The following is a 7,916-nucleotide window of genomic DNA, read 5'->3' as shown; positions in this document are numbered from 1 at the left end:
GGGTTCGAAGGGACCTGGGAGAGTAGGGCGGTGCAGAGGTTTTATTTTTTGCGGGAGTAGCTCAGTTGGTAGAGCACAACCTTGCCAAGGTTGGGGCCGCGGGTTCAAGTCCCGTCTCCCGCTCCAGTGTACCGTATAAAAAAGCGCAAAACTTGGGCTCCTAGGCGCAGGGAGCTGGGCTCAACCCATTCCCCGGGGGTGTGGGCTCCCCCGCCTCGGTAGACGCTCAGGGTGAGGGCGGGAACCCCTGCCTCTACAGCGGCAGAGGCGTCGGTAGAGCCGGCCGTGAACCGAGCCTCTAGCCCCACCTCCGCGTAGGCCCGGCGAGCTGCCGCGAGCATGGCAGGGGTGGCTGTGCTCCCAGCAGGCCGTTCTCCAAGCACTTCTAGCTCCAGCCGCACGCCATAGCGCCGGGCAGCTTCCATGAGAACCTGCCGCACTTTCTGGGCAAGCTGCTCCAGCATGGGGGCCTCGAGGGCTCGCAGGTCGAGCTCCAGCCCTGCCTCGCTGGGGATGGCGTTGATGGCCTCTCCGCCCCAGACTCGGCCTACATTCAGGCTGCTTTCGGATGAGCCTACCAGGGCATACATCTCGCTCAGGGCCCGGCCCAGGGCGGGCATCGGGGAGGGGGCCTCCCGATCCCCCCAGGCGTGTCCCCCGGGTCCTAGGAAGCGGGCCCGCAGCCGAATGGAGCCCACAGAGCGGCTGACGACCCCCGGTAAGTAGCCGTCCACCGCGATTACCTTTTGCGGCTTCAGCGCCCTTACCAGCCGGCGGGCCCCCCGCAGGTTGCCTAGCCCCTCTTCCCCTACGCTGAAGGCCGCCACGCAGCCTTGGGCCACCAGCTCAGGGGCTAGGGCCAGGAGGACAGCAACGCCGGAGGAGTTGTCGCCCACTGCGGGTCCGTACCAGCGTTCCTTTTCCCTTTGCAGCGGCTGGGGCATCAGAACTGTGTCCAGGTGGGCTATGAGCAGGGTGGACCCCTCCCCGACCCACACGTTCCCCAGCTCGTCCTTCTTCGGGGCCAGGCCTAAGGCCTGCAGCCGGCGCTTAACCCAAGCGCCCCGCTCGGCCTCACCGCCGATCTCCGCGATTTCCTCGAGCAAGCCGACCGGGTCAAGGGTGGTTTGGGGAACAGGTCTGCTCATTCCCGGGGCTTGTCCGCCAGCCCCTCCCGCAGGGCGTAGAGGGCGGCCTGGGTTCGGTTGTTGAGATGGAGTTTCTGGAAGATGTCGCTAAGGCGGTTGCGCACGGTTTTTTCTGACAAGGAGAGCTCGTTGGCAATCTCCAGGTTGGTATAGCCCTGGGCCACCAGCTTCAGGATCTGCACCTCCCGTTCGGTCAGCTCGGCATGCTCCCTGGGAGGTGTTTCCTGCTTGGCCTTGAAGTCTTGGATAATCTTCTCGGCCATCTCGGCATCCAGGAGCACCTCGCCTTGGTGAACCCGCCGGATGGCCTCGACCAGTTCCTTCGCATCGGCATCCTTGAGCAGGTATCCCCTTGCTCCAGCCTTGACCGCTTCAAAGACGTAGCTGTCCTGACGATACATGGTGAGCACGATAACCCTGGCCTCGGGCCACTCCCTGAGGATTTCCTGGGTAGCCTGGACCCCGTCGAGGCCGGGCATCTGAATATCCATCAGGATGATGTCGGGATGAGCCTCCAGGGCGTGGCGCAGCGCTTCACGTCCATCCTTGGCCTCGCCCATGACCTTGAAGTCGGGCTCAGCCTCTAGAAGGCTCTTGAGCCCCTGGCGGAACAGGGCGTGGTCGTCGGCCAGTAGAATGCGAATCATTGGTGTGTATTCTACCCCGGAACTCTGAAGGAGAGGGTAGCCTTTGGGGCATGAATGGCTGGGTTTTGTTGTTGCTGGCTATTTTGGCCGAGATCGTGGGCACCACCGCTCTGAAGGCTTCCCAGGGCTTTACCCGGCCCTTTCCATCGTTGCTGGTGGTGCTGGGTTATGCCACGGCCTTCTACTTTTTGGGTTTGAGCCTCAAGAGCATGCCTTTGAACATTGCCTACGCCGTCTGGTCAGGCCTGGGCACAGCGCTCATCGCCTTGCTGGGCTGGTTGGTGTTCAAGGAGCCTATAAACGCGGCAATTCTCCTGGGCATCGCGCTCATCATTGGGGGGGTCATGCTCCTCAATCTGGCCAGCCGGAGCTGAGGGCTCGCAGGCGCTCTAGGAAGTCGTGCAGGATGTTGCCGGTTACCCCCCATATGTCGTAGCCCTGCCAGGGGTAGTGCCATACCTGCCGGGGAGCGCTCGAGTGGGGCAAGGGGAGGGAGCGCTCCTCGGCGTAGGCGGGGGCCTGGAGGAGCTCTTCGATTGGCACCCAGAGGAGGCTTTCAACCTCCTTGGGGTTGGGCCGGAGGTGGGGCGTGGCGGTAACCCAGCCCAGGAGGGGAAAGACTCGGTAGCCGTGGGGGGAAAGGGTGGGATCCAGGGGGCCCAGGATTTCGACCAGGTGGGGGTCGAGCCCCACTTCCTCCCAGGCCTCGCGTAAAGCAGCCTGGGATGGGTTTTCCCCCGGGCCCAGGCGTCCGCCGGGAAAACTGATCTGGGCGGCGTGGTGGGGCAGATGGGCGCTGCGCACGGTAAGGAGAAGCCGTCCTTCAAAAACCGGCAGCAGCACCGCTGCATCCACGAACCCTGCAGGCCGAGGGAGGCTTAGGGGGGGGCGGTTTACGGCAGCCCTGAGCATATCGGGGCTCATACCAGCCGGTCGCAACGCTCGCGCAGCAGGATCTCAGGGTTTTCCCCCCGCTTTCGGCATAGGGCCACCATGGCCCACAGGGCCTCGGCCAGGTCGCCCCGTTGCAGGGCCTCCACCACGGCCTGGGAATCGGCAGGAGGGGTACCCAGTTTTTTCTGGATTTCGGCGGCCCGGGCTAGGGCCCCAAGGGCGCGCGGTACCTGCTCGCTCACGGACCCAGCGCTCTTGCCCTCGGCGGCCTTGATGGCCTGCCAGTTGGCTGCAACCGCCTCGGGGGTTTCGGCCCTGGCACTGCCAAAGACATGGGGGTGGCGGCGGATGAGTTTCTCGACGATTCGGCTCTCGATCTGGGCGTAGTTGAAGGTGCCCTCCTCCTCGGCGATCACGGCGTGGAAGGCCACCTGGAGCAGAACATCCCCAAGTTCTTCAGCCACCTCCTCAGGGTCGCCCCGACCGATGGCGTCCACCGCTTCGGCCGCTTCCTCCAGCAGGTAGGGGCGCAGGCTTTGGTGGGTCTGGGCCCTGTCCCAGGGGCAACCGTCTGGGCCCCTGAGGCGGCGCATTACCGCTAGCAAGCGTTCCATGCTCACCAGCCTAACCGTTTTCCGACGGAGAGCTGCTGCGGAGGAGACCCAACAGCAGGGCTGCTCCTGCCACCGAGCAGCCCACCAGGATCAAGCTCAAGGGGTCGGCGGGGGCGGTTTCCCCGATGGCCAAGCCTTGGGGGCTGGGGTAGGGAAGACCGGTGGTGCGGGTGAGCAGGAAGAGCAGGGTGAGGAAGCCCACCAGCCCCACCCCGGTTCCGTAGACCCCCCGTTCCATGCTAGGGGGGAGCTCGAGCAGCCTGGCCAGGAGCAGGAAGCCCCCGTACATGAGCTGAAGTCCCAGGAGCAGCATGAACACCACCGCATACCAAAACCCAGCCCCCTGCAGGCCCAAGGGGGTCTCGTCGCCAAAGAGCTCCCCGCAAAGCCCCCCACCCAAAAAGGTCTGGCCGAAGCCCAGCATCTGCAGAAAGAATGGGGCCATCAGAAGAGCAGCCGCCCAGCGCACATAGGGATGGGCAAAAGCCGAGGTGTTCCCGTTCATAGGCTTTTATCTTGCCCTACTCGGGCGGGGCTTTTTGTAATGTGAGGGATGGGACATTTGACCTTCCACCCTGCCCTACCCTGAGGAGGGGGGTTTGCGATGCTCAAGCGTGGTTTTTGGGTTGTGCTGTTGGCCCTGCCGCTGTTTCTGCTGGGGGCCTTCTTCTTCCGTGAGACCTACCAGCCCTACGGCACCCGGCTTTTGAACCCCAGGTCTGCGGATACCCTGGACTTCACCCTGACTGCCCACGACGGGAGTCGCAAAAGCCTCCGGGACTTCGAGGGTAAGGTGGTCCTGATCTTCTTTGGTTTCGTGAACTGTCCCGATGTTTGTCCCACCACCCTTTTGGAGCTGGCCCGGGTCTACAAGGCCCTCTCGCCGGCTGAGCAGGCGCGGGTGCAGGTCCTGTTTATCTCTGTTGACCCCGAGCGCGACTCCTTGCAGCGGCTTAGGGATTACACCACCTTTTTCCACCCGAGCTTCCTGGGTCTCACCGGCAGTCCCGAGGAGATTGCAGCAGTGGCGAGGAAGTACGGCGTTTTCTATCAGAAATCCAACGTCAAGTCGGCCCTCGAGTACAACGTAGACCACACCGCCACGGTCTTTGCCCTAGACCCCCGCGGGAGCCTGCGCCTCATCTATGGGAGCGGCAAGGCGGCAGAGACCGAGCGGGTGGTGCAGGATGTGCGCTGGTTGTTGCGGGGCTGAGACCTCCCCTTGATTAAGGGTGTGGGCCCGTATATACTGCAGAGGTTGCGTCGCCTCAGGCCAACCCCGGCGCTGAGGCCCTATCGGTTGCGCTCACGGGGAGCCCCCGCGCACGGCGATTCTTGAGAAAAAGGCTTCTTCGCTTCACCCGGGAACCCCGCACCGAGCGCAGCTAGGCGACTTCTGTGTGGGGTTTTTTACTTCAGAAAGAAAGGATGTGATTGCCCTGCCGACCATCAACCAACTCCTCCGCAAAGGCCGTACCCCGGTCGTCAAGAAGAGCAAGGTGCCTGCGCTCAAGGGGAGCCCCTTCCGCAAGGGGGTTTGCACCGTGGTGCGCACCGTGACCCCTAAGAAGCCCAACTCCGCGCTGCGCAAGGTGGCCAAGGTGCGTCTCACCTCGGGCTATGAGGTTACCGCCTACATCCCCGGTGAAGGGCACAACCTGCAGGAGCACTCGGTGGTGCTCATCCGGGGAGGCCGGGTGAAGGACCTGCCCGGGGTGCGTTACCACATTGTGCGCGGTATCTACGACACCCAGGGGGTCAAGGACCGCAAGAAGAGCCGCTCCAAGTACGGTACCAAGCGGCCCAAGGCCGACGCCAAGGGTGCTGCGGCCAAGGGCAAGAAGTAGGTGGGTTATGTCGCGTAGGAGAAGAGCCGAAGTACGCCAGCTCGAGCCCGACCACCTTTACGGCGATGTGCTGGTCACCGCCTTCATCAACCGCATTATGCGGGAAGGCAAGAAGAACCTGGCCATCAAGATCTTCCGGGATGCCTGCCAGATCATCCAGGACAAAAGCGGCCAGGAGCCCCTCAAGGTCTTCAAGGCCGCGCTGGACAATGTGCGCCCCCGGCTGGAGGTCCGCAGCCGCCGGGTGGGGGGCGCCAACTACCAGGTGCCCGTGGAGGTCTCGCCTCGCCGGCAGCAGTCTTTGGCCATCCGCTGGATTGTGAACGCTTTCAACAGCCGCAGCGAGCGTGGGGCGGCCCAGCGCCTGGCCGCTGAGCTGATGGAGGCGGCAGAGGGCAAGGGCGGGGCGGTCAAGAAGAAGGAAGACGTGGAGCGCATGGCTGAGGCCAACCGCGCGTACGCCCATTACCGGTGGTAGCTATGTCCGTCAAGACCAGCTTTGACCTGAAGCTCTTCCGCAACATCGGCATCGCGGCCCACATCGATGCTGGTAAGACCACCACCACCGAGCGCATTCTCTACTACACCGGGCGCATTCACAAGATCGGTGAGGTGCACGAGGGGGCTGCGACCATGGACTGGATGGAGCAGGAGCGGGAGCGGGGCATTACCATTACCGCTGCTGTGACCACCGCCAACTGGAAGCACACCCAAACCGGGGTGGAGCACCGCATCAACATCATCGACACCCCCGGCCACGTGGACTTCACCATCGAGGTGGAGCGCTCCATGCGGGTGCTGGACGGAGCCATTGCGGTTTTCGATGCTTCCCAGGGTGTGGAGCCCCAGTCCGAGACAGTCTGGCGCCAGGCCGATAAGTACCGGGTGCCCCGGATTGCCTATGCCAACAAGATGGACAAGACCGGGGCCGATCTTTGGCTGGTGGTCAACTCCATGAAGGAGCGGCTGGGGGCGAGGCCAGTGGTGATGCAGCTCCCCATTGGGCGCGAGGACACCTTCCGCGGCATCGTGGATGTGCTGCGGCAGAAAGCCTACACCTACGGCAACGACCTGGGCACCGACATCCGGGAGGTGGAGATTCCCGATGAGCTCAAGGAGCAGGCCCAGGAGTACTACGAGAAGCTGGTGGAGGCTGCCGCAGACTTCGACGAGAACATCATGATGAAGTTCCTGGAGGGCGAAAAGCCCACCGAGGAGGAACTGGTCCGGGCCATCCGCAAGGGCACCATCGCCATGGAGATCTTCCCGGTTTTCCTGGGCTCCTCCCTCAGGAACAAGGGGGTTCAGCTTCTCCTGGATGGGGTGGTGGACTACCTACCTTCCCCCCTGGACATCCCCCCCATTCGCGGCACCAACGATGCGGGCGAGGTGGTCGAGCGTCCGGCCGACCCCAACGGCCCCTTGGCTGCGCTGGCCTTCAAGATCATGGCCGACCCCTACGTGGGCCGCCTGACCTTCATCCGGGTCTACTCGGGCACCCTGCGCTCGGGTTCGTACGTGCAGAACACCACCAAGGGCAAGAAGGAGCGGGTGGCCCGGCTTTTGCAGATGCATGCCAACCACCGCGAGGAGGTGGAGGAGCTGCGGGCAGGCGAGCTGGGGGCGGTGGTGGGCCTTAAGGAGACCATCACCGGGGATACCCTGGTGGGCGACGGGGACGAGCCCATCATCCTCGAGTCCATCGAGGTGCCCGAGCCGGTGATCGACCTGGCCATTGAGCCCAAGACCAAGGCCGACCAGGACAAGCTGAGCATCGCCCTGGCCCGTCTGAGCGAGGAGGACCCCACCTTCCGCGTTTCTACGGACCCTGAGACCGGCCAGACCATCATCTCAGGCATGGGTGAGCTGCACCTGGAGATCATCGTGGACCGGCTTCGGCGGGAGTTCAAGGTGGACGCCAATGTGGGCAAGCCCCAGGTGGCCTACCGTGAGACCATCACCCGCCCGGTGGAGGTGGAAGGCAAGTTCGTGCGCCAAACCGGTGGGCGCGGGCAGTACGGCCATGTCAAGATCAAGGCCGAGCCGCTGGGCCGGGGGGCGGGCTTCGAGTTCGTCAACGCCATCGTAGGCGGGGTGGTGCCCAAGGAGTACATCCCGGCGGTACAGAAGGGCATCGAGGAGGCCATGCAGTCCGGCCCTCTTACCGGCTTCCCCATCGTGGACCTCAAGGTCACCCTTTACGACGGGAGCTACCACGAGGTGGACTCCTCGGAGATGGCCTTCAAGATTGCCGCCTCCATGGCCATCAAGGAGGCCATGGAGAAAGGGGGTGCGGTGATCCTCGAGCCCATCATGCGGGTTGAGGTCATCACCCCGGAGGAGTTCCTGGGTTCCATCATCGGCGACCTGAACGCCCGTCGGGGTCAGATTCAGGGCATGGAGGAGCGGGGCAACGCCAGGCTGGTGCGGGCCTTTGTGCCGTTGGCAGAGATGTTCGGCTATGCCAACGATATGCGCTCCATGACCCAGGGGCGGGCGCAGTTTTCCATGTTCTTCGACCACTACGAGCAGGTACCGCAGAACATCGCGCAAAAGCTGGTGAAAGGACAGTAAGACGCTGCCGGTCGCAGGTTGCCCTCAGGGGGCCTGCGGCCGCAACTTCGAGAAGGGAGAGCGCTATGGCCAAGGGCGTGTTTGAGCGGACGAAGCCCCACGTGAACGTGGGGACGATTGGGCACGTGGACCACGGGAAGACGACGCTGACGGCGGCGATTACGTACGTAGCGGCGGCGGCGAACCCGAACG

11 protein-coding genes and 1 tRNA gene are annotated in these 7,916 nt (G+C 63.8%); 7 read left to right on the top strand and 5 right to left on the bottom strand.

The annotated features are described in order from the left end of the window. The first annotated feature begins 50 nt into the window (after positions 1 to 50). A tRNA-Gly gene (locus tag DV704_RS11920) sits at positions 51 to 126 on the top strand. Here DV704_RS11920 and DV704_RS11915 read toward each other — a convergent pair. Continuing rightward, a complete protein-coding gene (locus DV704_RS11915) occupies positions 105 to 1,148 on the bottom strand; it encodes a M20/M25/M40 family metallo-hydrolase (RefSeq protein WP_114799801.1) in 1,044 nt (347 codons plus the stop codon). The genes DV704_RS11920 and DV704_RS11915 overlap by 22 nt on opposite strands. Next, complete coding sequence (locus DV704_RS11910; RefSeq protein WP_114799800.1) at positions 1,145 to 1,795, bottom strand: response regulator transcription factor; 651 nt, start codon at positions 1,793 to 1,795, stop codon at positions 1,145 to 1,147. The genes DV704_RS11915 and DV704_RS11910 overlap by 4 nt, the downstream gene beginning before the upstream one ends. A 50-nt stretch (positions 1,796 to 1,845) precedes the next feature. Here DV704_RS11910 and DV704_RS11905 point away from each other — a divergent pair, with 50 nt between their 5' ends. After that, positions 1,846 to 2,169: a multidrug efflux SMR transporter gene (locus tag DV704_RS11905; protein WP_114799799.1), complete on the top strand. Its 324-nt coding sequence runs from the start codon at positions 1,846 to 1,848 to the stop codon at positions 2,167 to 2,169. On the opposite strand, the gene DV704_RS11900 is transcribed toward DV704_RS11905, so the two are convergent. Genes DV704_RS11900 through DV704_RS11890 form a run of 3 tightly spaced genes read right to left on the bottom strand, consistent with a single transcriptional unit; the run spans position 2,147 to position 3,808 of the window. Beyond that, positions 2,147 to 2,707, bottom strand: a complete 561-nt coding sequence (locus tag DV704_RS11900; protein ID WP_233498355.1) for a CoA pyrophosphatase — start codon at positions 2,705 to 2,707, stop codon at positions 2,147 to 2,149. The two genes, DV704_RS11905 and DV704_RS11900, sit on opposite strands and share 23 nt — an antisense overlap. 8 nt (positions 2,708 to 2,715) lie before the next feature. Continuing rightward, positions 2,716 to 3,303, bottom strand: a complete 588-nt coding sequence (locus DV704_RS11895; protein WP_114799797.1) for a MazG family protein — start codon at positions 3,301 to 3,303, stop codon at positions 2,716 to 2,718. A 10-nt stretch (positions 3,304 to 3,313) separates the two neighbouring features. After that, entirely contained in the window at positions 3,314 to 3,808 is a 495-nt protein-coding gene (locus DV704_RS11890; protein WP_114799796.1) for a hypothetical protein, read from the bottom strand. A gap of 99 nt (positions 3,809 to 3,907) precedes the next feature. Between DV704_RS11890 and DV704_RS11885 the strand changes: the two genes are divergently transcribed. The 5 genes from DV704_RS11885 to DV704_RS11865 all read left to right on the top strand — a co-directional run. Beyond that, entirely contained in the window at positions 3,908 to 4,516 is a 609-nt protein-coding gene (locus DV704_RS11885; RefSeq protein WP_114799795.1) for an SCO family protein, read from the top strand. 226 nt (positions 4,517 to 4,742) lie between these two features. Beyond that, positions 4,743 to 5,150 carry a 30S ribosomal protein S12 gene (gene rpsL / locus DV704_RS11880; protein WP_182482580.1) on the top strand — a complete coding sequence of 136 codons (408 nt, stop codon included), beginning with the start codon at positions 4,743 to 4,745 and terminating at the stop codon, positions 5,148 to 5,150. A gap of 7 nt (positions 5,151 to 5,157) precedes the next feature. Continuing rightward, positions 5,158 to 5,628: a 30S ribosomal protein S7 gene (gene rpsG, locus DV704_RS11875; RefSeq protein WP_114799794.1), complete on the top strand. Its 471-nt coding sequence runs from the start codon at positions 5,158 to 5,160 to the stop codon at positions 5,626 to 5,628. Between the two features lie 2 nt (positions 5,629 to 5,630). Further along, positions 5,631 to 7,724, top strand: a complete 2,094-nt coding sequence (fusA, locus tag DV704_RS11870) for an elongation factor G (RefSeq protein WP_114799793.1) — start codon at positions 5,631 to 5,633, stop codon at positions 7,722 to 7,724. 65 nt (positions 7,725 to 7,789) lie between these two features. Then, a partial coding sequence (locus tag DV704_RS11865) for a GTP-binding protein (RefSeq protein ID WP_233498265.1) occupies positions 7,790 to 7,916 on the top strand: 127 nt, incomplete at its 3' end.

The sequence above is a fragment of the Meiothermus sp. QL-1 genome (genome assembly GCF_003351145.1).
In the GTDB taxonomy this organism is placed as follows: domain Bacteria; phylum Deinococcota; class Deinococci; order Deinococcales; family Thermaceae; genus Meiothermus.
The sequence above is the reverse complement of the archived record's forward strand: the minus strand, read 5'-3'. Positions and strand labels throughout refer to the sequence as shown.

Bases quoted from the DNA above. Each gene is read 5' to 3' on its own strand.
- DV704_RS11890 (WP_114799796.1), bottom strand. From the start codon at position 3,808: ATGAACGGGAACACCTCGGCTTTTGCCCATCCCTATGTGCGCTGGGCG.
- fusA (WP_114799793.1), top strand. From the start codon at position 5,631: ATGTCCGTCAAGACCAGCTTTGACCTGAAGCTCTTCCGCAACATCGGC.
- DV704_RS11885 (WP_114799795.1), top strand. From the start codon at position 3,908: ATGCTCAAGCGTGGTTTTTGGGTTGTGCTGTTGGCCCTGCCGCTGTTT.
- DV704_RS11895 (WP_114799797.1), bottom strand. From the start codon at position 3,303: ATGGAACGCTTGCTAGCGGTAATGCGCCGCCTCAGGGGCCCAGACGGT.
- DV704_RS11900 (WP_233498355.1), bottom strand. From the start codon at position 2,707: ATGCTCAGGGCTGCCGTAAACCGCCCCCCCCTAAGCCTCCCTCGGCCT.
- rpsG (WP_114799794.1), top strand. From the start codon at position 5,158: ATGTCGCGTAGGAGAAGAGCCGAAGTACGCCAGCTCGAGCCCGACCAC.
- DV704_RS11905 (WP_114799799.1), top strand. From the start codon at position 1,846: ATGAATGGCTGGGTTTTGTTGTTGCTGGCTATTTTGGCCGAGATCGTG.
- DV704_RS11915 (WP_114799801.1), bottom strand. From the start codon at position 1,148: ATGAGCAGACCTGTTCCCCAAACCACCCTTGACCCGGTCGGCTTGCTC.
- DV704_RS11910 (WP_114799800.1), bottom strand. From the start codon at position 1,795: ATGATTCGCATTCTACTGGCCGACGACCACGCCCTGTTCCGCCAGGGG.